Source organism: Streptomyces sp. 378 (assembly GCF_030124145.1).
In the GTDB taxonomy this organism is placed as follows: Bacteria; Actinomycetota; Actinomycetes; order Streptomycetales; family Streptomycetaceae; genus Streptomyces.
In genome coordinates this window covers 368,479-393,531 of sequence record NZ_JASKMS010000001.1, presented here as the reverse complement: position 1 = coordinate 393,531, position 25,053 = coordinate 368,479, and the positions used below count along the sequence as shown (strand labels likewise).

Genomic DNA, 25,053 nt, shown 5'->3' with positions numbered 1-25,053 from the left:
AAAGCCTCTGATGAGTTACTGCCTCTCATAGCATACTGCCACTGAGTGACAGTTTTTACGATGTTCGGCCCGGAGTACGCCATGTCCACGCCTTCCTGCCTGTTCGCCCCGGCGCCCGCCTTCCTTCCAGCCGCACAAGGAGGGCCCGCGTGAACGTCCTGTTACGCCTGTTGGCCGCCGGCCTGCGCCCCTATGCCGGGTCCGTGGCCGCGATCGGCGCTCTGCAGCTGGTGCAGATCACTGCGACGTTGTATCTGCCGACGCTGAACGCCAACGCCATCAACCACGGCGTGCTGACCGGTGACACGGGGCATGTGCTGCGGGTCGGTGGGGTGATGCTCGGCGTGACGCTGGTGCAGATGACGTGCGCTGCCGGAGCCGTGTATGTGAGCGCGCGGACGGCGATGGCGCTTGGGAGGGATCTCCGGGCCCAGGTCTTCGCCCGGGTACAGACCTTCTCCGTGCGGGAGGTCGGGCGCTTCGGCGCGGCCTCGTTGATCACGCGGACGACCAACGACGTGCAGCAGATCCAGACCCTGGTCGTGCTGGTGTTCACGCTGGTGGTGGCTGCTCCGGTGATGGGCGTGGGCGCGCTGGTGATGGCGGTGCGTCTGGACGCGCCGTTGTCGTTGCTGCTCGTGGTGGTGCTGCCGGTGCTGACCGTGGCCATGGGTGTGATCTTCGGGCGGCAGATGCCGCTGTCGGCCTCGTTGCAGCAGCGGGTGGACCGGGTCACCAAGGTGGTGCGGGAGCAGATCACCGGGATCCGGGTGGTACGGGCCTTCGTGCGCGACCGGTACGAGCAGGAGCGGTTCGCCGAGGTCAACCGGGACCTGCTCGATGTGGGCCTGCGGCTGGGGCGGATGCAGGCGTTCGGGATGCCGACCGCGATGCTGATCATGGAGTTCTCGGGGATCGCCGTGCTGTGGTTCGGCGGGCATCGGGTGGACGGCGGCGGGATGCAGGCCGGGACGCTGATCGCGTTCCTGCAGTACCTCACGCAGATCCTGCAGGCCGTGATGATGGCGATGATGGCGTTCCTGCTGTCGCCTCGGGCGAGCGTGTGCGCGACGCGCCTGCGCGAAGTCCTGAACACCAGCAGCAGCCTGACCCTGCCCGCCTCGCCGGTCACCGATCTGCATGGGCCCGGCCGTCTGGAGCTGCGTGGCGTCGGCTTCCGCTACCCGGGTGCCGAGGAGCCCGTCCTGCGCGAAGTGTCCTTGACCGCCCGGCCCGGCCGGACACTTGCGATCGTCGGCTCGACCGGCAGTGGCAAGACGACGCTGCTGCACCTGATACCCCGGCTCTTCGACGCGAGTGAGGGACAGGTCCTCGTCGGCGGTACGGACGTACGCGAGATGGACCGGGCCACGCTGGCGGCGACGGTCGGGCTGGTGTCACAGAAGCCGTACCTCTTTTCCGGCACCATCGCCTCCACGGTGCGCTACGGACGCCCGCAGGCGACCGACGATGAACTGTGGCAGGCGCTTGAGACCGCGCAGGCACGTGACTTCGTCGAGGCCCTGCCCGAGGGACTGGACGCCCCCGTTGCGCAGGGCGGCAGCAACCTGTCGGGCGGGCAGCGTCAGCGCCTGGCCATCGCGCGGGTGTTGCTGGCCCGGCCGGATGTGTATCTCTTCGACGACTCCTTCTCCGCGCTGGACGCGGCCACCGATGCCCGCCTGCGCGCCGCGCTGGCCGAGCGGACCGCGGGTACGACGGTCGTCATCGTCGCCCAGCGTGTGGCCACCGTCCGCCACGCCGATCGCATTGTCGTCCTGGACGAGGGCCGGGTCGAGGCGAGCGGCACGCACAGCGAACTGATGGACGCCAGCCCCACCTACCGGGAGATCGTCCTCTCCCAGATGACCGCAGAGGAGGCGGCCGTATGACGGCCGAAGCCGCACGCACCGCCAAACCCCAGGACTTCCGCCGGACGGCCGTACGACTGCTGCGCGCCCTGGGCCCCGACCGGCGCCTGCTGATTTTGTGCCTGGCGCTGAGTGTGGTGAGCGTGGCGCTGACCGTGTCCGTGCCGATGATCCTCGGCCACGCGACCGACCTGATCGTGCACGGGGCGGCCGACGGGGGAGTGGACTTCGCGCGGGTCGGGCGGGTGCTCGCGTTGGCGGCCGTGTTCGTCGTCGTCTCCGCGTCCTGCGCCCTCGCCCGCGGGCGGCTGGCCCAGGACATCGGCCAGCGCACCGCCTACCGGCTGCGCGAGCAGGCATCGGCCAAGCTCACCGTCCTGCCGCTGAGTTACCTCGATCGCCGCCCGCGCGGTGACCTGATCTCCCGGCTCACCAACGACGCCGACAACATCGCCCTCACCCTCCAGCAGCTCCTTACCAAGATCGCGGTGTCGCTGCTCAGTGTCGTCGGCGTGCTGGGCATGATGCTGTGGCTGTCGCCGCTGCTCACCCTGGTCGCGGTGGCGTCCCTGCCGGTGGCCGCAGTCGTCACCCGGCTGCTCGGCCGCCGCTCACAGCCCGAGTTCACCAAGCAGTGGCGGGCCACCGGAGAACTCAGCTCACACGTCGAGGAAATGTTCACCGGACACGACCAGGTGCTGCTCTTCGGCCGGGGCGAGGATGCCCAGCGGGCCTTCGACCAGCGCAACCACGCCGCGTTCGAGGCCGGCCGCCGGGCCCAGTTCTTCTCCGGCGTCATTGAACCCGCCCTGGCCTTCCTCGGGTACGTCACCTTCGTGGCCGTCGCCGTCCTCGGCGGGCTGCGGGTAGCCTCAGGAGCGATGACGATCGGCGAGATCCAGGCGTTCATCACCTACACCCTTCAGTTCAACAACCCCATCACCCAGGCCGCCGCCCTGGTCAACATCGTCCAGTCCGGCCTCGCGTCGGCGGAACGCCTCTTCGAACTCGTCGATGCCGACGAGCAGACCCCCGACCCCGCGATCCCGCAGCGACTCCCACACGTCAGGGGCAAGGTGGAGTTCGAGCAGGTCTCCTTCCGCTACGAGCCGGCCGAGCCGCTGATCGAGAACCTGGATCTCACCGTCACCCCGCACCAGACCGTCGCCATCGTCGGCCCCACCGGCGCAGGCAAGACCACCCTGGTCAACCTGCTGCTGCGCTTCTACGAACCCACCGCAGGCCGCATCACCCTCGACGGCACCGACATCGCCACCCTGCCCCGCACCGAACTGCGCGCCCGCATCGGCATGGTGCTCCAGGACACCTGGCTCTTCGAAGGCACCATCGCCGCCAACATCGCCTACGGCAAGGACGACGCCACACACGAGGAGATCGTGGAGGCGGCGAAGGCGGCCCGCGCCGACCACTTCGTCCGCACCCTTCCCGACGGCTACGACACCGTCCTCGACGAGAACGGCGAGGGCCTCAGCGCCGGCGAACGGCAACTGCTCACCATCGCCCGCGCCTTCCTCTCCCAGCCGTCGATCCTCGTGCTCGACGAGGCCACCTCCTCGGTCGACACCCGCACCGAGGCCCTGGTCCAGCACGCCATGGCCGACCTGCGCACCGGCCGCACCAGCTTCGTCATCGCCCACCGGCTCTCCACCATCCGCGACGCCGACACCATCCTGGTCATGGAAGCGGGCCGCATCATCGAACAGGGCACGCACGAGGAACTGTTGGAGGCCGGCGGGGCGTACGCGCGCCTGTACGAGGCCCAGTTCACCCAGCCGGCGACACTCCCCGTCTAACGGGTCCCCTCCCGGCGGTGCGGCAGGGCGAGCGACACGACGGCGACAACGGCCAAGACCCCGGCAATGGCCAGGAACGCCCGCGCGTATCCGCCAGTGAGCGCCCGCACGCCGGGGACCTCGGCGGCGGCGACCGCGGAGAGCACGGCGATGCCGAGCGCACCGCCGACCTGCTTGGTGGTGTTCATCAGCCCGGAGGCGGCTCCCGCGTCGGCCGGGTCGACGCCGCTGGTGACCGCGCTGGTGATCGGGGTGAGCAGGAGCCCGCCGCCGACGGAGATCAGCAGCGCCGGGCCCAGTACACCATCGAGGTAGCCACTTTCGGGGGTGATGCGGCTCTGCCACCAGAAGCCGGCCGCCGAGACGGCGGCGCTGGTGATGATCAGCGTGCGTGGCTCGGCGTACTGCAGCAGGCGGGGCGTGAGGCGGGCGCCGACAGCCATCGTGATCAGGGTGTGCGGCAGGAAACCGACCGCCGTGCGCAACGGCCCATAGTGCAGGACCTGTTGCATGTACAGGGAGAGGAAGTACCACATCGGAATGAGGCAGGCTCCGGTCAGCAGCAGGATCAGGTTGCCCACGCCCACGGACCGGATCCGGAAGAGCCGTAAGGGCACCAAAGGCGCCGGCGCCACTCGCGCCTCCACCCAGACGAAGCCCGCCATCACCAGCACCCCGGCCGCCGTAGCTCCCACGGTCATGGCATCGCTCCAGCCGTGTGAGTCCGCCTGGGCCAGTCCGTAGGTGAGCGCGGCGATCCCGGCGGTCGCGAGTGCGGCCCCCGGGATGTCGAGGCGTGGGCCGGCCCCGCTGTCCCGTCCGCCCGGCAGGAGTCGCGCGCCCAGGAGCACACCCGCCGCCCCGATGGGCACGTTGACCAGCAGGACCCAGCGCCACGACAGGTACTCGGTCAACGCGCCGCCGATCGCGGCCCTGCCCACCGACGAGGCGAGCAGGACCTTCCACATCCTGTGGACCTCGTGCGCGATGCTGGCGATGACCGACCCCGAACTCGCCGCCGAGCCTCTCGCCGAGGGCCCGGAGCGCCTGGAGGGCCGACTCGCCGATTTGCTGCGGCAGGCGCAGACGGATGGTGCCCTCGACCCACAAGCGGACCCGAGCGTCGAGTCCGTACGCCTGCTCGCCCTCAGCCACGGCCTCGGTACGAGCGTTCTGGTCGGCCACCGCACCCCGGAGTCCGCCATGAAGGTGCTGGGCTACCACCTGGAACGGCTGTTCTGCCGTACGTGAGCGGACGCGCCGCATCGCCCAGTCGGGTCGAACCGCCGCCCTACGGCGCGTCCGGTGCTTTGCCTGCCAGGTAGACGGTGTTGGCCGAGGTGCCGCCTTGCAGGGGATTGTCGAAGTCGACGACATGGGCCGCTGCCTGTGCGAAGACCTGGGTGAGTGCGGCGGTGAAGTCGTCGTCCGGCGGGTCGTTCGACCACAGCGCGAACACCCCGCCGGGGTGGAGATGCTCAGCGAGAGCGCGGAGCCCGGCGGGCTGGTAGAGCGCCGCGTGCCGGGGATGGAGCACATGGCGTGGTGAGTGGTCGACGTCCAGCAGGATGGCGTGGAAGCGGCGGCCCGGCTCCTTCGGGTCCAGACCGCCGGGGTCGGCGGCGAGCGCGAAGAAGTCCCCGTGCACCAGGCGGCAGCGGTCGTCCGAGGACAGCCGGGCCCCGAGGGGCACCAGGCCCCGCCGGTGCCAGTCGATGACTTCGGCGAGCGCGTCGATCACGGTCAGCGAGCGCACCCGGGGGTCGTCCAGGGCCGCCTCGGCGGTATACCCGAGCCCGAGTCCGCCGACCGCGACATCCAGTTCGGTGTCCTCCGGCAGCTTGGCCAGGGCGAGTTCGGCGAGCGCGATCTCACCGGTGGTGAAGAGGCTGGACATCAGGAACTCGTCACCGAGCTTGACCTCGTACACGTCGTCGCCCGACACCGGGTGACGGCGCCGACGCAGACTGATCTCGCCGATCGGTGTCGGCTGCCAGTCGATCTCCTCGAAGCGCAGGCTCATCCGTTCCCCTTTTGTCTGGCTCTTCGGTGTGCTGGTGTTGGGGCGGCGGCCCCGGTCAGGCGTCGATGATGACGGGGATGATCAGTGGCCTGCGGCGGTGGGTGCGGAAGGCCCAGTTGGCCACGGCGCGGGCGATGAGCTGTTCGAGCTGGTGGGCGTCGCCGACGCCTTCCTCGGCGGCGGTGGCCAGGGTCTTCTCGATGACGGGAACGACGGGCTCGAAGGTGGTGTCGTCGTGGACGAAGCCGCGGGCCAGGAAGTCGGGGGCCTCGGCGAGGGCGCCGGTGTCGGTGTCGACGATGGCCACGACCGTGATGACGCCCTCCTGGGCAAGGGTGACGCGGTCCTTGAGGGACGCTTCGGTTGCGCCGCCGACTTCCATTCCGTCCACGTAGACGTTGCCCGCGGGGACCTTGCCGGTGATGGCGGCGCGGCCGTCGACGAGGTCGACGACGACGCCGTCCTCGGCGATGACGACCCGGTCGGGGTCGACGCCGGTGCGGATGGCGAGGTCGGCGTTGGCCCGCAGGTGGCGGAACTCGCCGTGGACGGGCATGACGTTGCGGGGCCGGACGATGTTGTAGCAGTAGACGAGTTCCCCGGCGCTGGCGTGGCCGGAGACGTGCACCTTGGCGTTGCCCTTGTGGACGACGTTGGCGCCCCACCGGGTCAGGCCGTTGATCACCCGGTAGATGGCGTTCTCGTTGCCGGGGATGAGGGAGCTGGCGAGCAGGACGGTGTCGCCCTTGCCGATGCGGATCTGGTGGTCGCGGTTGGCCATCCGTGACAGTGCGGCCATCGGTTCGCCCTGGGAGCCGGTGCACACCAGGGTGATCTTGTGGTCGGGGAGCTTTTCCAGCTCCTTGGTGCTCACGACCAGGCCGGACGGGACCTTGAGATAGCCCAGGTCGCGGGCGATGCCCATGTTGCGGACCATGGAGCGGCCCACGAAGGCCACCTTGCGGCCGTGCGCGTGGGCGGCGTCCAGGACCTGCTGGATGCGGTGCACGTGGCTGGCGAAGCTGGAGACGATGACCCGGCGCGGGGCGGTGCGCATCACCTGCTCGATCGCGGGGTTCAGCTCGCGTTCGGAGGTGGTGAAGCCGGGGACCTCGGCGTTGGTGGAGTCGGTGAGGAACAGGTCCACGCCCTCCTCGCCGAGGCGGGCGAAGGCGCGCAGGTCGGTGATCCGGTCGTCCAGAGGGAACTGGTCCATCTTGAAGTCACCGGTGTGCAGCACCAGCCCGGCTCCGGTGCGCAGGGCCACCGCGAGACCGTCCGGGATGGAGTGGTTGACGGCCACGAACTCGCAGTCGAAGGGACCGAAGCCCCGCCGGTCGCCCTCCTTCACCCGTACCGTCCGCGGTCGGATGCCGTGCTCTTTGAGCTTGGCCTCGATGAAGGCGAGGGTGAGCTTGGAGCCGGCGACGGGGATGTCGGACCGCTCTCGCAGCAGATAGGGCACGCCGCCGATGTGGTCTTCGTGGCCGTGCGTGAGGACGACGGCGACGATGTCGTCGAGGCGGTCCCGGATCGAGGTGAAGTCCGGCAGGATCACGTCCACGCCGGGCTGGTTCTCCTCCGGGAACAACACCCCGCAGTCCACGATCAGCAGCTTGCCGGCATGCTCGAACACGGTCATGTTCCGGCCGATCTCGCCCAGGCCGCCCAGGGCGGTGACCCTCAGCCCTCCCTCGGGCAGTGGCGGGGCGGCTTTGAGTTCGGGGTGCGGATGGCTCATACCCTCACGTTACCGAAGAGTCTGCCGGGACGATCCACTGCCTGCCGGGTGATGTGAGGTGAGGGACGGCGCGAAGCCGGGGTGCGCCGGTCACGGTAGGCGCAGGGACAGTGAGCGGTGGAGGCGGTAGCGCCCGCCGTGGGTGAGGCGTACGCCGGGAGTTCCCGACATGATGTCGTGAGCCTTGTCGTGGTCGCCGGCCTCGGCGGCTTCCCGGTGCGCCTCGATGCTGGTCCACTCGGTGTGGAGGAGCACTCTGGTGCCGTCGGCGCTCAGCAGGAAGTGGGCCGAGATCGCCCCGGGATGCCCGCCGTCCTCGGGCTGAACGGCGATGAGGCTGTTGACGAGGTGGCGCTGGCGCTCGGGTCCGTCGACGTCGAAGGCCGCGGTGATCAGGCAGCCCGGGACGCGGGTCTCGTTTTCCTCGTTCAGGCTGTGGTGGAGGCGGTAGCGGGGCGGGCCGGCCAGTGGGGCCGCGTAGCCGCCGCCACGCAGGTATGTGTCGTGTGCCAGGGCGCTGTCCCACTGTGCGAGCGTCAGCAGGGTCTGGCCGTCCGTGCTCGCGAACCAGCTGACGGCGGCAAGGCCACGGGGCGGGGCCGTGCAGTCCAGAGCGTTGGCTTCGGCATCGGTGACGAGCTGCTGCCGGTCGGCGTCTCCGACGTACCGGGTGCCGATCACGGCCGTGCCGGTGCGGGCGAGGTCCGGGAAGCGGTCGGTGGTCAACGAGATCTCCCTGAAACGTGAGGGGCGGTCGGGTCCCGACGATGATGCGGCGGCGGGGGCCCGGCTGGGCAACTGCTTTACCGAGCCCCAAGGCAGACGCCGGGCACGTGGGCGGCGGCTCATGTCACACCACGACGCGTTCAGCTTCGGTGTACCGGTCCTCCGGCACGGTCTTCAGCGTCTCCACGGCCTCCGCGAGCGGCACCATCACTATGTCGGTGCCCCGTAGCGCGGTCATCCGCCCGAACTCGCCCCGGTGCACGGCCTCCACCGCGTGCCACCCGAACCGGGTGGCCAGCACCCGGTCGTAGGCGGTCGGCGTGCCACCGCGCTGCACATGCCCGAGGATCACGGGCCTGGCCTCCTTGCCGAGCCGCCCCTCCAGCTCGACCGACAGCTGACGGGCGATCCCGGCGAACCGCTCGTGCCCGTAGATGTCCTTGCCGCCCTCGTCGAACTCCATGGTCCCGGCCCGGGGCTTGGCCCCCTCCGCCGTCACGACGATCGCGAAGCGCTTGCCCGCCTCGAACCGCTCGCCGACCCGCCGGGTCAGCTCCTCTATGTCGAAGGGGCGCTCGGGTACGACGATGGCGTGGGCGCCGGCCGCCATGCCGGAGTGCAGCGCGATCCAGCCGGTGTGCCGGCCCATGACCTCGACCACCAGCACCCGCTGGTGGGACTCGGCGGTGGTCTTCAGCCGGTCCAGGGCCTCGGTCGCCACCCCCACGGCCGTGTCGAAGCCGAACGTGACGTCCGTGACCGCGATGTCGTTGTCGATCGTCTTCGGCACACCCACGACGGGCAGACCGCTGTCCGACATCAGCCGCGCGGCCTTGAGCGTGCCCTCGCCGCCGATCGGGATGATCGCGTCGAGGTCGAGCTCCTCGACATGGCCCCTGGCCCGCTCCACACCGTCCCGCAGATGGGAGGGCTGGACCCGGGAGGACCCGAGAATCGTGCCGCCGCGGGCGAGGATGCCACCCACCGCGTCGAGGTCGAGCTTGAGGTAGTCGCACTCCAGGAGGCCCTTCCAGCCGTCCCGGAAGCCGATGACCTCGTCGCCGTGGTCGACGACGGCGCGGTGCACGACGGACCGGATGACGGCGTTCAGGCCGGGGCAGTCGCCGCCGGACGTGAGGACACCCATGCGCATGACGGTGCTGACTCCAAGGGAGATGGATGTGCGGCATCAGGCCGGTTGCCCGCGGCCGAGGCGAGTGGCGGACAGCGCCACCCCGAAGGGGAGTGGGTGGCGCTGCCGTGAACGACGGCGGCGGTCAGGGTGGGTGAGGCCGTCGCGTCCACTCACTTGCAAACCTACCGTAACGAGAGGGTAGGTTTGTAGTCCGGCAAGGGCGCCGGGCGATAAGGCGAGGCGGTGAGGCCGTGACCGGAAGGCTGATGCAGATCGGTGAGGTGTCCGAGCGCACGGGGCTGTCGCTGCGGACGATCCGCCACTACGAGGACGTCGGTGTGGTGGCTCCCAGCGAGCGTAGTGCGGGTGGCTTCCGCCTTTACACCGAGGCCGAGGTGCGCCGACTGGCGCTGGTGCGGCGGATGCGGCCGCTGGGCTTCTGCCTGGAGGACGTGCGCGCCGTGCTGGAGCTGCTGGAACAGCTCCCCGGCGGAGCGCCGTTGCCGGCGAGTGATGAGCAGGCACACGAGGAACTGGTGGCACGGTTGCGCAAGTACTGGGTAGAGGCCGACGCGCGGTGCGAGGACCTGCGACGGCAACTGGCTGAGGCGGAGGACTTCGCCCGCTCCCTGCACGGCCATCTGGCTCGGCTCGTGGAAGCCGGGAGCGCGGCGGACACGGAGGCGGTGCGATGAGTGCGGGCAGTCAGTGGGCAGCCTCGGAGGCGGTCCGTCGGCGGACGTTCGCCGTGATCAGCCACCCCGACGCGGGCAAGTCCACCCTGACCGAGGCCCTCGCCCTGCACGCGCAAGCGATCACCGAGGCGGGCGCGGTGCACGGCAAGGCCGGGCGGCGCGGGGTGGCCTCGGACTGGATGGAGATGGAGAAGGCCCGTGGCATCTCGGTCACGTCCGCGGTGCTGCAGTTCGCCCATCGGGGATGCGTACTGAACCTGCTGGACACCCCCGGCCACGCGGACTTCTCCGAGGACACCTACCGCGTGCTGGCCGCGGTGGACTGCGCGGTGATGCTCATCGACGCCGCCAAGGGACTGGAGGAGCAGACCCGCAAGCTCTTCGACGTCTGCCGGCACCGCGGCATCCCGGTCATCACGTTCGTCAACAAGTGGGACCGGCCCGGCCGTGAAGCGCTGGAGCTGATGGACGAGATCGAGCGTGAGTTCCGCCTCAAGCCCACCCCGGTCACCTGGCCGGTCGGCGACGCCGGATACCTGCGCGGACTGATCGACGTACGGGATCCCGGGCGCATGCTGCGCTACACCCGCACCCCCGGCGGCGCCCACGAGGCCATAGAGGAGACCGTCCCGGCCGAACAGGCCGCCGCCGAGGACGGCGCGGACTGGGACAAGGCCGCCGAGGAACTGGAGTTGCTGGGTGCCGACGGTGCTGTCCACGATCAGGAGGGGTTCCTGGCGGGCCGGGCCACGCCGGTGTTCTTCGGTGCGGCGATCTCCAACGTCGGCGTACGGCTGCTGCTGGACGCGATCGTCGACCTCGCCCCGCAGCCCGGCCCGCGCGAGCTGGAGGGCGGCGGCGCCCGGCCCGTCGATGCGCCGTTCTCGGGGCTGGTGTTCAAGGTGCAGGCCAACATGGACCCCGCCCACCGGGACCGGATCGCCTTCATGCGCGTGTGCTCGGGCATCTTCGAGCGCGGCATGACCGTCACGCGCGCCGCCTCCGGCAAGCCGTTCGCCACCAAGTACGCGCACAGCGTCTTCGGCCAGGACCGTTCCATGGTCGACATCGCCTACCCCGGCGACGTGGTCGGCCTGGTCAACGCCACCGCCCTGCGGGTCGGCGACACCCTCTATGCCGACCAGGCGGCCGTCTTCCCGCCGATGCCCACCTTCGCGCCCGAGCATTTCGCCGTGGCCCGCCCGGTAGACCTCGGCCGGTCCAAGCAGTTCAGGCGCGGCATCGCGCAGCTGGACGAGGAGGGCGTGGTCCAGGTCCTGGTCTCCGACCTGCGCGGGGACCAGGCGCCGGTACTGGCCGCAGTCGGCCCGATGCAGTTCGACGTCGTCAGCGCCCGCATGGCCGGGGAGTTCTCCTCCCCGGTGAAGCTGGAGACGCTGCCCTACCGCCTGGCCCGCGCAACAGACACCGCCGGGGCGGAAGCCCTCAACCGCTCCCGGATCGTCAAGGGCGAAGCCCTCACCCGCATCCGGGACAAGGCGCAGCTCGCTCTCTTCCCCGACCGCTGGCAGGCGGGCTCCTTCGAGCGGGAGTTCCCCGACGCCCGCCTCGGCCACCTCATCGCCGCCCACGACTGAGGAGGCGCCTGTGTAATATCTCACGCGACGGGAGGGTGGTGGGTGCCTACCGCTGCGGTCGGGCCGGTGACCAGCGGCCTTCGAGCCCATGAACGGGGTGCGGATTGATTTTTCACCACCGCTCGGCAAAGGGAAGGTAAAACGCCTGCTACGGTGGCTGTCCGAGCCCCCGTAGGTGGCCTCCTGGTCGAGTAGACCGGGGCGTGTATGTCTGTCTGGCCTGTTGCCCGTCGGTCCGCCGTGCCTCTTTCGGCCGGGTCTCGCCTCCCCGCACTTCCCTCACGAGAAGGAAGAGTCTTGCCGCACGAACTGCAGAGCGCCGCCTCCAAACCGCCCGATCCGCAAGCGCTGAGGAGAGGAGGGGGCGGGCCGGTCAAGGAGCGGGACGCGTTCCTCGACAATGCGAAGTACCTGCTGATCGTCCTGGTCGCGGTGGCGCACTCCTGGGAGGCTGTGGAATGGACCCGGGCGACCAAGGCGCTGTACATGCTGGTCTACGCCTTCCATATGCCGGCGTTCATCGTCCTGTCCGGCTACCTCTCGCGCGGTTTCACCGGCTCGCCCCGTCAGCTCCGGCGTCTGGTGTCGACCATCGTGGTGCCCTACGTGGTTTTCGAGACGGCGTACTCGCTGTTCAAGCGGTATGTCGACGACGCTCCCGACCACGCGATCAGCCTTCTCGATCCCTGGTTCCTCACCTGGTTTCTCGCCGCGCTGCTCGTCTGGCGGCTCACCACCCCGCTGTGGCAGCGGCTGCGCCATCCGCTGGCGCTCGCGCTGGTCATCGCCGCCCTGGCCTCCACCTCGCCGGCGATCGGGGAGGACCTCAACCTCCAGCGGGTCCTGCAGTTCCTGCCCTACTTCGTTCTCGGCCTGTGTTTGAGGCCGGAGCATGTGGCACTCGTGCGGCGCCGTGAAGTCCGGTTGCTGGCCGTGCCGTTGTTCGTGGGCGCCCTCGGCGTGGCGTACTGGGCGGCCACCCGCATGCGGGTGGCCTGGTTCGCGCACGGCGACAGCGCGCAGGAGCTCGGAGAGCCCTGGTGGACCGGGCCGGTCATGACGGTCGTGACGTTCGTCTGCGCGCTGTTGCTGACAGCCGCGTTCCTGTCCTTGGTGCCTGGCCGGCGCATGTGGTTCACCGTGCTGGGTGCCGGCACGATCTGCGGCTACCTGCTGCACGGCTTCCTCATCAAGGGAGCCGAATATGTGGGCGTCTTCGAGACCCACCTCTGGCTGCACGACCCCGCGGGCAAGGTCGTCCTGTCGCTGGCCACCGCGGCAGCCGTCACCCTGATGTGTGCCCCGCCGGTCCGCCGTGCTCTCCGGCCGGTGACCGAGCCGGAGCTGTCGTGGGCCTTCCGCGCGGACCAGGCCCACGACCGCGGGACGCCGCCCGCGGCTCACTCCTCCGCTGCGGCGCATCGTGTGCGGGAGACCGTACGGTCCTGAACCCGCGAAGGCCGGGTGCGGCGTCGACCCACAGGCAAGACCTTCACGTCACGTGATATTTGTCGCTGCCTGCCGGGTCTCCGTTCGCAGCCGGCCTGTTCGGCTTGCGGTGATCGCTCCTTCCCGTGCGCCCGCACCTCTGGAGTGAAGGTGCGTCTGCGGTTGGAAGGTAAATCACGGGCAAACTCTGCTGGTAATCTGGGTGCTGCCGGTTGCGTTCAGGCTCTGACGGGGTGGCTGACTCATGCCTGTCGTGCCCGTGGCGATCCGCGGAGATGCCTGCCCGCCCCCTGTGTGTGGTGCCGTGCCGTGTCATCCGCCCGCGCCTTTCATTCTTTCTGTTACGAGAGGGTCGAGTTCATTGCGTGATGTGCAGGACACGGTCATACCCGATGTCACCGTGGTGGTCGGCGCGTACAACGCGATGCCCTATCTGACCCGGTGTGTGATGTCCGTGGTCGAACAGACCATCGGCCATGACCGCATCGAGTTGATCGCCGTAGACGACGGGTCCACGGACGGCACCGGTGCCGAACTGGACCGGCTGGCCGCCGAGTTCCCCGATGTACTGCGGGTGGTGCACCAGGCCAACTCCGGCGGCCCGTCGGCGCCGCGCAACGCGGGGTTGGAGCTGGCCCGCGGCCGGTACGTCTTCTTCCTGGACGCCGACGACTACCTCGGCCCCGAAGCCCTGGCGCGTATGGTCGCTATGGCCGAAGCTCAGGGTTCGGATGTGGTCCTCGGCAAGATGGTGGGTGTCGGCGGGCGCGGCGCACCTCGTTCCATGTTCAGGCGCAACCAGCCGAAGGCGGACCTGTTCGCCTCCCGCGTGTACTGGACCCTCAATCCGCTCAAGCTTTTCCGGCGGGACCTGATCGAGCGCCTCGGGCTGCGGTTCCGCACCGATCTGAGAGTCGGTGAGGACCAGCCGTTCGTGGCCATGGCCTACCTGCACGCCGATGTGATCTCGGTGGTGGCCGACTACGACTGCTACTACTGGGTCGAGCGCGACGACGGCGCCAACGTCACGCTCACCACCCCGGGTACCCAGCCCCGTCTGCGGTTCCTGTGGCTGATGTTCGACCTGCTGTCCCGAGAGGTGGAGCCCGGCCCCCGGCGTGACCTGCTAGTGCGGCGCCATCTGGAAGTCGACCTGAACGGCGCCCTGAACCATCTGGTGCGCGAGACCGACCCCGGCATTCGCGATGCGGCGCTCGACCAGACCAGACGGATGCTCGACGAGTGGTGCACCGAGGACATCGCCGAGCAACTGCCCGCGATGACGCGGCTGCGCTTTCACCTGGCCCGCTGCGGCATGTTCGACGAACTGCGCGAGGTCGTGGCGTTCGACCGCTCCGGACGGCGCGAGAAGGTCATCGTCGACAAGGGCCGGGCCTTCGGCGCCTACCCCCACTTCCGCGACCCCGAGCGGGGCATTCCGGACGCGTGCTACGACCTCACCCGCCAACTGCCCGTACGCCACCACCTGGCCACCGCGGCCCTCGTCGGCACTCGACTCCAGCTGACCGGTCACGCCTACATCCACCGCGTCGACACGCACGACAGCACCACCGAGGTCGTCCTGCGTGAGCGCGACAGCCGCGTCGAGCACCGCTTCCCGGCCGATCCTGCCGCCACCCCGGAGCTGACACGGACCGACGGGGAGGGCCTGTACGACTACGACCGGGCCGGCTTCAGCGCCCGTATCGACCTGGCCGAGGCCGCATCCGGCGGGTCACTGCCTCCGGGCCTGTGGGACGTGTCCCTGTGCGTGCGGACCCAGGGCATCGAGAAGGAGGTGCGCATCGGCAACCAGCGCTCCGACGACGTCGACGCCACGCCTCTGTCCTGCATCAACCGCACCGCCGAGGACGAGGCACAGGTCGTCACCGGGTACTTCACCAAGCCGCACGGCAACCTGACGCTCGACATCGGGCAGCGCAAACACTCGCTGCGCTCGCGGATGACGGTGCGAAAGGTCGCCTGGGCGCCGGACGCCCCCGCGACGCTCGTCGTCACCGGACATGCCGGCATCTCCGGCCTCGAGCCCGGCGAACTCGCTGTCCGGGCCGACCGCGACGGAGAGACCGTCACCCTCGCCGCCTTCCAGACCGTCACCCTCGCTGCCCCCGGCCCGTTCGAAGTGCGCCTCGCCGTCGCCGACGCTGCCCGAGTTCTCCGGGCGGGCATCTGGGAGCTCTCCCTGTTCCTGGACATCCCCGGCGCACCCGTGCGGGTTTCCCTGCCCCCTGCCCGCGGCCTGTCCCCGGCGCGGTTCTGGCGCCGTGGCCGGCCTTCCTATGCCAAGCCGCTCTCCGCCCCACACACCTTCCGCCTGCGCGTGGGGCGCCTGGATCCGGCCGCCGCGATCCGCCGACGGCTACGCCGGCCACGGCTCCGCACCTCGTCCTGACGCGAGAATACGGACCCGGGACAGCCACGGGTCGCAGGGGGCCGCGGACTTCCACGGCCCCTGTGCACGCGGGGCGATCCTCACGTCACCGTAGGCTTGTTCTCCCGGAAGGAGGACCGGAGACGATGGCGGCAGTGACAGCGTGCCCGGCGTGCGGGGAGAACGAGGAGCTGCGCGGCGAGCCGAGCGACGGTGACATCAAGGTCACCTGCCTGACGTGCGGAGCGCAATGGATGCGCGGCGGTCTGCGGTGCGCGAGCTGCGGAGGCCAGGACATCGTGCACCGGCCGCAGGCCATGACGCGGCACTCGCGCGGCACGCAGCTGTCCATCATCGGCTGGCGCGAACTCCCGCTGTGCCGCAGTTGCGACGCGGAGGCACTGCACAGCTCCATCTCCCAGAACATTCCTGTGCCCAGTGACTACGTGGCCGCCTGCCTCGGCGCCGCCCAGAGGCCGGCGGCCCCCGCCGCACCGCAGTCCCAGGAAGCGCCGTCACCGGCGCCTGCCGACTCACGGGAAGTGCCGCCGAACGCCCCCGCCCGGAAGGACACCGTGCCGAAGGCCCCCGAGCCGGGCGCCGCAGGGAAGGCGGCGGCGCCCCGCAGCCGGCCGCAGGCAGCCGGCCCGAAAGCCGCCCGGCCACCGTCCATGGTGCCCACGGTGCGACAGGCAATCGCCGCCTTCATGACCGAGGCGTCCAGTCAGGCCGACGCCACCGCGATGCTGCTGCTCGGCACACACCTCGGCTCCCACAACCGGCTGACCGTACTGGACGAGGACGGTGCGCCCGAGCGACTGGCCGACTGGTGCCTCGGCCACTGGAACGACGGCAGCGACCGGTCGCAGCGCGCCCTGGACACGGTCCGCCGCGCGGTGGACTTCTGGGGCGCCCGGGGCTGGCTCACTTCCGACCCGGCCGCTGGTCTGCGCTGAGCAGCGGCATGATTGCAACCTGCTCGGTGCCGCTCGTGTCGGCGGATGGTGCGTGAGAGGGGCTGGGGGCCACCCGCGGTGGACGGCGGTGCCGAGCGCCCACGTTCGTCGCGTGATCTTGCGCCACAGCCGAAAGCGTGCTCTTGACGCTGGGCTGCTCTGCGGCCTCGGACATGCGGCCGGGACACGCGGCCGGAAGACGGGGGCGGCGACCCCGGCCATACAGCATGGAGGACCTGCCGGGGTCGCCGTGCCGACCGGGGTGTCCATGCGCGGTCGGCACTCTCAACTCTACCCGTGCGTGAGGATGTCAGATGCACACTGTGCTTGAGTAAGCTACTTCACACTCAACGAACTCTCGCGTTAGGTTAGAGATACAGGCACGGCCTCCGACGCTGTCGGCGTCCTGCTCTGAGGGCAGGAGCGGGGCGGTACGGCCACCGTGGGGCGGTCCTGCGCCGCCGTCCGCGAGCCCACGTCCCGCTCCCCGACCGAAGTGGCCCCGGGAGTCTTCGCGGTGCGTGCCTCTGGCGCCGTTGCCGGCGTGTCGAACCGGTGAGCCCTGAGCAAGCAAGGAGCCTGCATGCTGTCCCGCCAGCCTTCCACCCGCGCGGAGGCCAGAGTCGACATCGAGGCGGAGTGCCTGGTGACGGCTGCCGCCCGGATCGTCGGGTCCCTGCCCGCTGCGCGGCCCGTACTCGGCGTTCTGCGTGGCTTCAGTCGCGCCGACCGCGACCGCGCCCGTAGTCTGCGCAACCGCCTCGCCGAGAGGGGTATCCACGCCGCTGACCTGAGTCTGGTGCCCGACGCGGGTGACCGCGAACCGGGGCGCGTGCCGGTCCCGCGCCCTCGTGCCGACGTCCTGCTGTACGCCGGTGGACCTCAGCCCGAGCACGCCATGAGGGCTGCCGCGCTGTGGCACCTGCCGCTGCTCATCGAGCGTCAGGAGGGAGAGGAGGGAGGGGAGTTGAACAGCCTCGGCGGACACCGCCGTGCGGTCCTGGGTGTGCACCTGTCCGGCGGCGCCTTCGACATCGCGGCGCGCGAATCGGTGATCGCCTCCCTGCAGCCGCAACCCGGCAGGGTGCGTCTCATCCTGGACAACGAGAAGATCACCGCACCCGGGGACCAGCCCCTGCGCGTCACCCTGACCGACAAGGACCTGCTCAGGGTCAGCGGCAACGCCTTCGGCTCCCGGCAGGTGCGGCGCCTGCGCTTCGAGCGGGCCTGGGGTGCCTACCGGCTGGACATCGACGGCACACCCGCCCACGACGTCCACGCCCCCCTGCGTATCGAAGCCCTGCCGGGCCGCCTCCACCTGCTCCACCCGTGAGAAGAAGCGGTGAGTGAGAAGACGCCGACGCCCCGGGAGCACAGAACGGGCGGGAACTTCGCTCCTGGGGCGTACGGCCGCGGGCCGGGCCGTACGGGGGGACGGCTTCGGGCCTGCGAGGCGGCGTGTCACCAGTCTCCACGGCGCCGCCCAACCGGCAGCATACTCTCACCTCGCGTCAAGGACGGGGAGTTTTGGCGCGCGCGTCCACCCCTTCTCCCACTCGGGGAACGACTGATCATCGTACGGCCCTTGCCAGTCAACCCTTCCCTTGCGTTAGAGTAGTGTTGCTCGCCGACCTAGTCGGTCTGCTTTCGAAAGCCGCTCCCGGGCCGTGTCCGCTGCGTTGCCTCGGCCACTGCTCGGGAGCGGTGCCAGAGCCGCCCGTTCGGGCTGCCCCGACCAGTGCAGCAGCGCCGCCGGAGAGCACACCGTGCTGACGCATTCACATCATGGGGAGAGCCATGGCCGAAGAGGTCACCCGCATCGAGATCGCCGACCACTTGGCCGGACTGTTCGCGAACGGCGGCGTGAGCAAGCACGACATGCTCATCGCCGCTGTAGACGCCCGCCCGGAAGTCCTCCAGATCCTCTCGGCGCTGCCCGACCGCCGCTACACGGAATTGCGCCAGGTCTGGGAGGACCTGCCGCGGGTTCCCGTCGGCGCCTGAGACGGCGGGGCGGTCGCATCATGGCCCTGTTCATGCTCCAGCTCGCCAGTGGCGAGGACGCCGTCATCGAGGCGGACGCCGCCGGGCGCACGGCTGGAGGGGAGATCGTGCTGGAACGCACCAACCAGCACGGACCCCCGGTCCGGTTGAAGACGTACCCGGACGAGGCGGTGACCGCGGTCTTCCGGCAGGCCCCGCTCGACGGCGGCGGCTACGGCTGGCTTCCCCAGCCCACGACCGGCACCTGGTGGTGCTACTGACCCCGTGTACGCCACGCCCTGCACGGCCGATGGGAGGGATCTGATGGGGATCTTTCTGCTGGAAATGGCCGACGGCAGCGAGATGATCCTCACCGCAGGCCGCGCCACCCGCACGGAGACCGGCGATGTGGCCTTCGAGTACGTCGACACCCGCGGGAACTGGTCCCGTTCCTGCACCGTCCACAGCGCCCAGGTGAAGACCGCCTACGCACGACGCGTCGGCGAGGACGGCGTGGCCCGCTGGGTACCACAACTGTCCACAGGCCGCTGGTGGGCGTACTGAACAGCGCCCGCCGCCTCATTTCCAAACCTCCGCCCCTGAGGGCCTCGAAGTGAGAACGGAAGGCCAACGGCTCCCGCACGGCACCGGGGCCCGCACTCGCCCTCGATTCCACCTCGTCGGCCGACCTGAAGCCCGCTCCCGCGTCCGCGGTGAAAGGCTCTGGCGCCGGAAGAGTTCACGGGGCCACACGCACATCCACGCACGCGGCCGGGCCGGTCGAAGGCGGCGCCGTCACCGTCCCTGGCGCCCACGGCCCGGCAGGCGATCGCCGCCATTCCCGGCCCAAACCTTGGGCAGGCCGATGCCACCGGTCGGCGGTGACCGTCCCCTTGTGGCGTCGGCGTCGTAGCGGTGCTGGAAGCCGACGCCGTCGCAGCCTGGAAGGCACGGGACCGAATGCCTCGTGCGACGGATCGTGAGCAGGGACAGGCCGGCCCACTCTCCCACCCGCTGCACGCCGCCAGTTTCGAACGTTTGGTTAGTTCTCGCGTGCGTGTCGGGCTCGTTAGGACCCCAGCGGGCAGTTCACCTGCATTTCACAAGCCGGAAGTCGCACCCTCCCCTCACGTCAGGGTAGAGTCATGGGAGAGGGCGTCCGGGCTGTGAAGGCGCAGTCGGGGCGGTACCTCCAGAGCGCGGGCCCGTCCGTCCAGGCCCCGTCAGCACCCAGACTTCCGGGCGAAGACGCCCGACCGGCAGCCGTAGTGGCTGCTGCCTCATCCGGCAGGGCCCCCACCGAGGCCGGGCCGCCGGGGACTCCTCCTTTGGGCGGAGTCGAGTACGACGCGCGTACGTCCAGACGGTGGACGTGTGCGCCCGAACAGAAACGGTTGCATGTCGTCACCGCTGTCCCAGACCTCCAAGCTCCGCGCCCGTTTTCAGAAGAACACGGGCAAGCCCGACTGGCTCGCCTCCACGAAGGTCTTCCGCACCGAGGTGCTCGCCGGCCTGGTCGTCGCCCTGGCGCTGATCCCCGAGGCCATCTCCTTCTCGATCATCGCGGGCGTCGACCCGGCCGTGGGTCTCTTCGCGTCGTTCACGATGGCCGTGGTCATCTCCGTCGTGGGCGGCCGCAAGGCGATGATCTCCGCCGCGACGGGCGCCATGGCCCTGGTCATCGCGCCGCTCAACCACGAGTACGGCCTCGGTTATCTCATCGCCGCCGTCATCCTGGGCGGCCTGATCCAGATCGTCCTCGGCGCACTCGGCGTGGCCAAGCTCATGCGCTTCGTACCCCGGTCGGTCATGGTCGGTTTCGTCAACGCACTCGCCGTCCTGATCTTCATGGCACAGGTGCCGGAGATGCGCGACGTCCCGTGGGCCGTCTACCCGCTCATCATCGGCGGCCTGGCGCTCATGGTGTTCTTCCCGAAGATCACCAAGGCGGTCCCGGCGCCGCTCGTCTCCATCGTCATCCTGACCGTCATCACGATCGCGGCCGGTATCGCGGTGCCGACGGTGGGCGACAAGGGTGACCTGCCCTCCTCCCTGCCGGTGCCGGGCATGCCGGACGTTCCGCTCACGCTGGACACCCTCACCACCATCGCCCCGTACGCCTTCGCGTTCGCGCTGGTCGGTCTGATGGAGTCGCTGATGACGGCCAAGCTGGTCGACGACATCACCGACACGCACTCCAACAAGACCCGTGAGTCCGTCGGCCAGGGCGTCGCCAACGTCATCACCGGGCTCTTCGGCGGGATGGGCGGCTGCGCGATGATCGGCCAGACAATGATCAACGTGAAGACGTCCGGGGCCCGCACCCGGCTGTCGACCTTCCTCTCCGGTGTCTTCCTGTTGCTGCTCGTGGTGGTGTTCGGACCCGTCGTCTCCGACATCCCGATGGCGGCCCTGGTCGCCGTCATGCTCCTGGTGGCCTTCGCGACGTTCGACTGGCACTCCGTCCAGCCGAAGACCCTCAGGCGCATGCCGGTCGGGGAGACCACCGTCATGGCCGTCACCGTCGCCGCGGTGGTCGCCACCCACAACCTCGCCATCGGCGTCGTGCTCGGCTGCCTCGTGGCCATGGTGATCTTCGCCAAGCGTGTCGCCCACCTCGCCGAGGTCTCCGGTGTCGTCGACCCCGACGGCAACCAGGTCGTCTACGCGGTCACCGGCGAGCTGTTCTTCGCCTCCTCCAACGACCTCGTCTACCAGTTCGACTACAAGGACGACCCGGACGACGTGGTCATAGACCTGACCGACGCCCACATCTGGGACGCCTCGTCCGTGGCGGCCCTGGACGCGATCGAGACCAAGTACGCCCAGCGGGGCAAGAAGGTCACCATCGTGGGCCTGAACAAGTCCAGCGCCGAGATGCACGACAAGCTGGCCGGCCAGCTCACCGCCGGCCACTGAGACCGGCCGCCCTTTCGCGCGGACCACGCAGTGCGCGAGGGGGCGGTCCGCTGCGCGCGGGCCGGACCCGGGACACATGCCCTGACCAGTTCCGGGCCCGGCCCGCGTGTATCCCACCTGGCGCCGGGGGCCGCCTGTCCCGGCCCCGCGACACCGATCGCTCACGCGGTCGCAGGACGCCGCGGCACACGTGGCTCTCGCCCGGACGACCGCTCGGCCGGTCCTCCGTACGTGGCGCACGGGACTCATTCGCTCGACTCGTTGCTTTCGACGATTCCAGGGACACCTCGCCCGGGGCATCGTTGACCATCCAGGAGGTTCGGATCATGACTGACGCAGCCACGCGGCTGGCGGAACTGGTGAGGCAGGCGGTGGGAAGGCCGCTGCCGCTGCGGTTGCGCGCCTGGGACGCCAGCGAGGCAGGCCCGGCCGACGGCCCCGTCCTCGTCGTCCGCGACCGCCGGGCCCTGCACCGCCTGGCGTGGAAGCCCGGCGAACTCGGCTGGGCCCGCGCCTGGGTGGCCGGCGAAGTCGACATCGACGGTGACCTCTACGAGGCGCTGGAGCGGATGTCCGGCCTGGTCTGGGACCGCGCAGAGAGCGGGCCGAAGCGGCACGCCGTCCTCAGCGCGCTCGCCGCACTGCGCGACCCGAAGAATGTACGGCTGGCAGCCGAGGCACTCGCGCTGGCCGGGCCCGCCCTGCCCCCGCCGCCACCGCGCGAGGAGGCGGGCTCCCGCCGCGGCCCGCTGCACAGCCTGCGCCGCGACCGCGACGCCATCAGCCACCACTACGACGTCGGCAACGACTTCTACTCCCTGGTCCTCGGTCCTTCCCTGGTCTACTCATGCGCCTACTGGGAGAGCCCGGAGGCGACCCTGGAAGATGCCCAGCGCGCCAAGCTCGACCTGATCTGCCGCAAACTCGGCCTGCGGCCCGGCCAGCGGCTCCTCGACGTGGGCTGCGGCTGGGGATCGATGGTGCTGCACGCCGTCGAGCACTACGGGGTCGAAGCGGTCGGAGTCACCATCTCCGAGGAACAGGCGGGCCTCGCCCGCAAACGCCTCGCCGAAGCCGGGTACACGGACCGGGCCGAGATCCGCGTCCAGGACTACCGCGAGATCGAGGACGGCCCCTACGACGCGATCTCCTCCATCGGGATGGCCGAGCACGTCGGATCCCCGCAGTTCCGCCTCTACGCCGAGACGCTCCATCAACTCCTCAAGCCCGGCGGGCGACTTCTCAACCACCAGATCTCACGCCGCCCGCTGAAGGACGAAAGCGCCTACGAGATCGACGAGTTCATCGACCGCTACGTCTTCCCCGACGGCGAACTCGCGCCCGTCGGCACCACCACGGCGCTGCTCGAAGACGCCGGCTTCGAGGTACGCGACGTGGAAGCCCTGCGCGAGCACTACGCGCTCACCCTGCGCGCCTGGGTGGCCAACCTGGAGCAGCACTGGCAACAGGCCGTACACCTCACCACGGCCGGACGCGCCCGGGTCTGGCGCCTGTACATGGCCGCCTCCGCCCTCGCCTTCGAGCACAACGGCATCGGCGTCAACCAGATCCTCGCCGTGCGGACCACCGCGGCCGGACACGCGAAGATGCCCCGAACCCGCGGCCAGTGGCTGTACGGCACCGCGATGGACTGATCACGGCCGGGCCCAACAGGTGACTCAGCGGCTGGGCGATCGACTGCCGCCCAGCCCGCTGCGCACGGAGCCGGTCGTCCGGCGGACGTGTGCCGCCCGGCAGACTCAACTCTACCCAAGCGTAAAGATGTGATCCTGTTTACCCGCTGTGGAGCCTGCTGCCCGTCAAGTAGACTCTCGCGCAAGGTAAGGGAAGGGCGGTCGGGGCGCCGCCGTTCGTTCCGCCTCGGGCCACAGAGGCGGAGCCACGGAGCTGTCGTCCTGAAGGGCCACCGGCCTACGCCTGCGAGACCGATCGCATGCCGGTCTCGCGGGTCCGCCCGTCCGTCGCGGCCGTTGTCGCATTCCCGACGTCGCCTCCCTGGCAGGGCCCTGCCCGCGGGTGTGCGAGGGGCGGGCGTCAGCCGCCTACGGCGCTGCCGGCGAGCGGGTCGAGCAGGCCCAGCCAGATCAGCACCAGCAGCACCGTGCCCAGGGCGACGCGGTAGATGACGAAGGGCAGGAAGCTGCGCGTGGAGATGAACTTCATGAACCAGGCGATGACGGCGTAGCCGACCAGGCCGCCGACGATCGTGGCGACCACCGTCGGGCCCCACGCCACGCGGCTGCCGTGCGCGCCGATCTCGCTCAACTCGTAGGCGCCGGAGGCCAGCACGGCGGGGATGGCGAGCAGGAACGAGTACCGCGCCGCGGCTGCGCGGTCGTACCTGAGGAACAGGCCGCCGGTGATCGTGGAACCGGAGCGGGACATGCCGGGGATCAGGGCCAGCGCCTGGCACAAGCCGTAGACCAGCCCGTCACGGACGGTCAGGTCCTCCAGTTGCTTGACCGGTGGGGCGGTACGGTGCGGCCCGACAGGATGCGAGGCCGCGAGCGCCGCGCGCGTGGCGTACCGGTCCGCGATGGCGAGAACGATGCCGAGGGTGATCAGGCTGAAGGCGACCAGCCTGAGATCGCGGAAGGGGCCGGCGATGTAGTCCTTCAGAGTCAGGCCGAGCACGCCGATGGGCAGGGATCCGACGATCACCAGCCAGCCGATCTTCGCGTCGAGGTCCTTGCGGGCCTCATCCTTCACCAGTGACCGGGCCCAGGCGGAGACGATCCGGGTGATGTCCTTGCGGAAGTAGATCAGTACCGCCGTCTCGGTTCCGAGCTGCGCCACTGCGGTGAACGCCGCCCCCGGGTCCGGCCAGCCGGCAGCCGTGGCGGCCAGCCGCAGGTGGGCGGAGGAGGAGATCGGCAAGAACTCGGTGAGCCCCTGGACAAGGCCCAGAACGATGGATTCGAACCAGGTCATGTGGAGTGGTGGGTCCTTGCAGTGAAGCCCCGGCGGGGCCAGGGGCGGGAGTGCGGCAACGTGACAAGTTCACACGTGGCTGCTCTCAGCCCTGCGCCACCGGCGCAGAGGCATGCGGCAGCCGCATGCCTCATGCGCCCGTGCGGGCGTCCGCTTGCAGGCGGCGGCGGAGCGTGGCGGCGAAGTCCTCGGCCATCTCCAGGCGGGCCCGCAGCGTCTCGCAGCGGGCGTCGGTCACCTTGCGATAGGAGTCCAGCCGCTCCCGCAGGCGCTCCAGTTCTTCACCGGCTGGCGGGTCGTCCGTGGCGGCGAGGCGGTCGGTGATGTCCAGCAGGTCGCGCATCTCCTCCAGGGAGAAGTCCAGCGGCTTCATGCGGCGGATCACCATCAGGCGCTGGACGTCGGACTCCGTGTACAGCCGGAAGCCGCCCTTGCTGCGGGCCGAGGGGATCACCAGGCCCACTTCCTCGTAGTGGCGGATGGTGCGCAGCGACAAACCGGTCCGCTCGGCCACCTCGCCGATCTGCATCTGCCGCTCGCTCATCGCCGAGCCTCTCCCTTTGTCATCCGTCCCAGGTTTCAGAACCGTGAAGTGAGCCAGTCTACGTGACATCAATCACAAGGTTTTGGCGGGGGTTTACCTGCTTTTCACAAGTCGCCGTTCGCACCCTCTCGTCACGTCAGGGTAGAGTGTCGATGTGTTCGCCTCCGCCGTCCAGTCCACGGTAGAGGCGATCCTGCCGTAGAGCGGGCCCGATCGGGCCCTGGACGGCCTCGAAGACTTCCGGGTAATGATGCC

The 25,053-nt window shown here is 69.9% G+C and carries 21 protein-coding genes; 14 read left to right on the top strand and 7 right to left on the bottom strand.

What is annotated here, in order from left to right; translation table 11 throughout:
• Positions 1 to 149: 149 nt before the first annotated feature.
• Entirely contained in the window at positions 150 to 1,892 is a 1,743-nt protein-coding gene (locus QNO09_RS01835; RefSeq protein WP_283968215.1) for an ABC transporter ATP-binding protein, read from the top strand.
• A complete protein-coding gene (locus QNO09_RS01830) occupies positions 1,889 to 3,685 on the top strand; it encodes an ABC transporter ATP-binding protein (RefSeq protein ID WP_283968214.1) in 1,797 nt (598 codons plus the stop codon). The genes QNO09_RS01835 and QNO09_RS01830 overlap by 4 nt, the downstream gene beginning before the upstream one ends.
• On the opposite strand, the gene QNO09_RS01825 is transcribed toward QNO09_RS01830, so the two are convergent.
• A complete protein-coding gene (locus QNO09_RS01825) occupies positions 3,682 to 4,653 on the bottom strand; it encodes an MFS transporter (protein ID WP_283968213.1) in 972 nt (323 codons plus the stop codon). The genes QNO09_RS01830 and QNO09_RS01825 overlap by 4 nt on opposite strands.
• Here QNO09_RS01825 and QNO09_RS01820 point away from each other — a divergent pair.
• A complete protein-coding gene (locus QNO09_RS01820) occupies positions 4,550 to 4,936 on the top strand; it encodes a TetR family transcriptional regulator C-terminal domain-containing protein (protein ID WP_349636943.1) in 387 nt (128 codons plus the stop codon). The two genes, QNO09_RS01825 and QNO09_RS01820, sit on opposite strands and share 104 nt — an antisense overlap.
• Positions 4,937 to 4,976: 40 nt before the next feature.
• Here the strand turns inward: QNO09_RS01820 and QNO09_RS01815 are convergent, their stop codons facing one another.
• From QNO09_RS01815 to QNO09_RS01800, 4 genes are all read right to left on the bottom strand, one after another.
• Positions 4,977 to 5,708 (bottom strand): polyamine aminopropyltransferase, encoded by a 732-nt coding sequence (locus QNO09_RS01815; protein ID WP_283968211.1) that lies wholly within the window; start codon positions 5,706 to 5,708, stop codon positions 4,977 to 4,979.
• 55 nt (positions 5,709 to 5,763) lie between these two features.
• Complete coding sequence (locus QNO09_RS01810; protein WP_283968210.1) at positions 5,764 to 7,449, bottom strand: ribonuclease J; 1,686 nt, start codon at positions 7,447 to 7,449, stop codon at positions 5,764 to 5,766.
• 90 nt (positions 7,450 to 7,539) lie between these two features.
• Positions 7,540 to 8,175, bottom strand: coding sequence for an antibiotic biosynthesis monooxygenase family protein (locus QNO09_RS01805; RefSeq protein ID WP_283968209.1), 636 nt, complete (start codon positions 8,173 to 8,175; stop codon positions 7,540 to 7,542).
• A gap of 124 nt (positions 8,176 to 8,299) precedes the next feature.
• Complete coding sequence (locus QNO09_RS01800) at positions 8,300 to 9,328, bottom strand: 6-phosphofructokinase (protein ID WP_283968208.1); 1,029 nt, start codon at positions 9,326 to 9,328, stop codon at positions 8,300 to 8,302.
• A gap of 233 nt (positions 9,329 to 9,561) precedes the next feature.
• On the opposite strand from QNO09_RS01800, the gene QNO09_RS01795 reads away from it, so the two are divergent.
• The 11 genes from QNO09_RS01795 (at position 9,562) to QNO09_RS01745 (ending at position 22,957) form a co-directional block, all read left to right on the top strand.
• Positions 9,562 to 10,005, top strand: coding sequence for a MerR family transcriptional regulator (locus QNO09_RS01795; RefSeq protein WP_283968207.1), 444 nt, complete (start codon positions 9,562 to 9,564; stop codon positions 10,003 to 10,005).
• Positions 10,002 to 11,603: a peptide chain release factor 3 gene (locus tag QNO09_RS01790; protein ID WP_283968206.1), complete on the top strand. Its 1,602-nt coding sequence runs from the start codon at positions 10,002 to 10,004 to the stop codon at positions 11,601 to 11,603. The genes QNO09_RS01795 and QNO09_RS01790 overlap by 4 nt, the downstream gene beginning before the upstream one ends.
• 207 nt (positions 11,604 to 11,810) lie before the next feature.
• On the top strand, positions 11,811 to 13,052 hold the full coding sequence (locus tag QNO09_RS01785; protein ID WP_502962227.1) for an acyltransferase family protein: 1,242 nt from the start codon (positions 11,811 to 11,813) through the stop codon (positions 13,050 to 13,052).
• Between the two features lie 370 nt (positions 13,053 to 13,422).
• Positions 13,423 to 15,465, top strand: coding sequence for a glycosyltransferase (locus QNO09_RS01780; RefSeq protein WP_283968205.1), 2,043 nt, complete (start codon positions 13,423 to 13,425; stop codon positions 15,463 to 15,465).
• A 125-nt stretch (positions 15,466 to 15,590) separates the two neighbouring features.
• Entirely contained in the window at positions 15,591 to 16,400 is an 810-nt protein-coding gene (locus QNO09_RS01775) for a hypothetical protein (protein ID WP_283968204.1), read from the top strand.
• 583 nt (positions 16,401 to 16,983) lie between these two features.
• The gene (locus QNO09_RS01770) at positions 16,984 to 17,733 is read left to right on the top strand and encodes a hypothetical protein (protein ID WP_283968203.1); all 750 of its coding nucleotides are present in this window, start codon (positions 16,984 to 16,986) and stop codon (positions 17,731 to 17,733) included.
• 464 nt (positions 17,734 to 18,197) lie between these two features.
• Positions 18,198 to 18,404: a hypothetical protein gene (locus QNO09_RS01765; protein ID WP_283968202.1), complete on the top strand. Its 207-nt coding sequence runs from the start codon at positions 18,198 to 18,200 to the stop codon at positions 18,402 to 18,404.
• Between the two features lie 20 nt (positions 18,405 to 18,424).
• A complete protein-coding gene (locus tag QNO09_RS01760; protein ID WP_283968201.1) occupies positions 18,425 to 18,664 on the top strand; it encodes a hypothetical protein in 240 nt (79 codons plus the stop codon).
• Between the two features lie 43 nt (positions 18,665 to 18,707).
• Positions 18,708 to 18,947 carry a hypothetical protein gene (locus tag QNO09_RS01755; RefSeq protein WP_283968200.1) on the top strand — a complete coding sequence of 80 codons (240 nt, stop codon included), beginning with the start codon at positions 18,708 to 18,710 and terminating at the stop codon, positions 18,945 to 18,947.
• Positions 18,948 to 19,781: 834 nt separating this feature from the next.
• Positions 19,782 to 21,302 (top strand): SulP family inorganic anion transporter, encoded by a 1,521-nt coding sequence (locus QNO09_RS01750; protein ID WP_283968199.1) that lies wholly within the window; start codon positions 19,782 to 19,784, stop codon positions 21,300 to 21,302.
• Positions 21,303 to 21,628: 326 nt separating this feature from the next.
• Entirely contained in the window at positions 21,629 to 22,957 is a 1,329-nt protein-coding gene (locus tag QNO09_RS01745) for a class I SAM-dependent methyltransferase (RefSeq protein WP_283968198.1), read from the top strand.
• Between the two features lie 400 nt (positions 22,958 to 23,357).
• On the opposite strand, the gene QNO09_RS01740 is transcribed toward QNO09_RS01745, so the two are convergent.
• On the bottom strand, positions 23,358 to 24,254 hold the full coding sequence (locus tag QNO09_RS01740) for an undecaprenyl-diphosphate phosphatase (RefSeq protein ID WP_283968197.1): 897 nt from the start codon (positions 24,252 to 24,254) through the stop codon (positions 23,358 to 23,360).
• A gap of 130 nt (positions 24,255 to 24,384) precedes the next feature.
• The gene (locus QNO09_RS01735; RefSeq protein ID WP_283968196.1) at positions 24,385 to 24,798 is read right to left on the bottom strand and encodes a MerR family transcriptional regulator; all 414 of its coding nucleotides are present in this window, start codon (positions 24,796 to 24,798) and stop codon (positions 24,385 to 24,387) included.
• Positions 24,799 to 25,053: the final 255 nt, after the last annotated feature.

What these genes read in the sequence shown, in the direction of transcription:
- QNO09_RS01830 (WP_283968214.1), top strand. Translation starts at nt 1,889, where the DNA reads ATGACGGCCGAAGCCGCACGCACCGCCAAACCCCAGGACTTCCGCCGG.
- QNO09_RS01820 (WP_349636943.1), top strand. Translation starts at nt 4,550, where the DNA reads ATGGGCACGTTGACCAGCAGGACCCAGCGCCACGACAGGTACTCGGTC.
- QNO09_RS01825 (WP_283968213.1), bottom strand. Translation starts at nt 4,653, where the DNA reads ATGTGGAAGGTCCTGCTCGCCTCGTCGGTGGGCAGGGCCGCGATCGGC.
- QNO09_RS01815 (WP_283968211.1), bottom strand. Translation starts at nt 5,708, where the DNA reads ATGAGCCTGCGCTTCGAGGAGATCGACTGGCAGCCGACACCGATCGGC.
- QNO09_RS01810 (WP_283968210.1), bottom strand. Translation starts at nt 7,449, where the DNA reads ATGAGCCATCCGCACCCCGAACTCAAAGCCGCCCCGCCACTGCCCGAG.
- QNO09_RS01800 (WP_283968208.1), bottom strand. Translation starts at nt 9,328, where the DNA reads ATGCGCATGGGTGTCCTCACGTCCGGCGGCGACTGCCCCGGCCTGAAC.
- QNO09_RS01790 (WP_283968206.1), top strand. Translation starts at nt 10,002, where the DNA reads ATGAGTGCGGGCAGTCAGTGGGCAGCCTCGGAGGCGGTCCGTCGGCGG.
- QNO09_RS01785 (WP_502962227.1), top strand. Translation starts at nt 11,811, where the DNA reads ATGTCTGTCTGGCCTGTTGCCCGTCGGTCCGCCGTGCCTCTTTCGGCC.
- QNO09_RS01775 (WP_283968204.1), top strand. Translation starts at nt 15,591, where the DNA reads ATGGCGGCAGTGACAGCGTGCCCGGCGTGCGGGGAGAACGAGGAGCTG.
- QNO09_RS01770 (WP_283968203.1), top strand. Translation starts at nt 16,984, where the DNA reads ATGCTGTCCCGCCAGCCTTCCACCCGCGCGGAGGCCAGAGTCGACATC.
- QNO09_RS01765 (WP_283968202.1), top strand. Translation starts at nt 18,198, where the DNA reads ATGGCCGAAGAGGTCACCCGCATCGAGATCGCCGACCACTTGGCCGGA.
- QNO09_RS01760 (WP_283968201.1), top strand. Translation starts at nt 18,425, where the DNA reads ATGGCCCTGTTCATGCTCCAGCTCGCCAGTGGCGAGGACGCCGTCATC.
- QNO09_RS01755 (WP_283968200.1), top strand. Translation starts at nt 18,708, where the DNA reads ATGGGGATCTTTCTGCTGGAAATGGCCGACGGCAGCGAGATGATCCTC.
- QNO09_RS01750 (WP_283968199.1), top strand. Translation starts at nt 19,782, where the DNA reads ATGTCGTCACCGCTGTCCCAGACCTCCAAGCTCCGCGCCCGTTTTCAG.
- QNO09_RS01745 (WP_283968198.1), top strand. Translation starts at nt 21,629, where the DNA reads ATGACTGACGCAGCCACGCGGCTGGCGGAACTGGTGAGGCAGGCGGTG.
- QNO09_RS01740 (WP_283968197.1), bottom strand. Translation starts at nt 24,254, where the DNA reads ATGACCTGGTTCGAATCCATCGTTCTGGGCCTTGTCCAGGGGCTCACC.
- QNO09_RS01735 (WP_283968196.1), bottom strand. Translation starts at nt 24,798, where the DNA reads ATGAGCGAGCGGCAGATGCAGATCGGCGAGGTGGCCGAGCGGACCGGT.